The sequence below is a fragment of the Neisseria sp. P0021.S006 genome (assembly GCF_051956895.1).
Map to the genome: position 1 here is coordinate 1 of NZ_JBQCWZ010001203.1, position 461 is coordinate 461.

At 56.6% G+C, this 461-nt stretch carries 1 protein-coding gene; it reads right to left on the reverse strand.

Going from position 1 to position 461, the window contains the following annotated elements; all coding sequences use genetic code 11:
* Positions 1-461: glutamine amidotransferase-related protein (locus tag ACTHUM_RS19485; RefSeq protein WP_440403939.1), on the reverse strand; the 461-nt coding region annotated here is incomplete at both ends.

Genomic DNA, 461 nt, shown 5'->3' on the forward strand with positions numbered 1-461 from the left:
GGCAAAGTGTCGGCATCGACGGCAAAACCGTGGTTTTGGCTGGTAATGACGACTTTGCCGCTGTCCAAATCTTGTACCGGGTGGTTGGCACCGTGATGGCTGAAGCGCATTTTCAGGGTTTTTGCGCCGATAGCGAGGCTGATCAGCTGGTGTCCCAAACAAATGCCGAAAATCGGTTTGCCGCTTTCCATCAGTTTTTGTACAGCTTTGATGGCGTAGTCGCAAGGCTCGGGGTCGCCGGGGCCGTTGGACAGGAATACGCCGTCAGGATTGAGTGCCAAGACGTCTTCCGCGCTGGTTTGCGCCGGAACGACGGTCAAGCGGCAGCCGCGTGAGGCGAGCATGCGCAGGATGTTGGTTTTGACACCGAAATCGTAGGCGACGACATGGTAAGGCTGTTCGGTAGGAGTAACGAAACCTTTGCCCAGCGCCCATTCGCCTTCGGTCCATTCGTAGGCTTC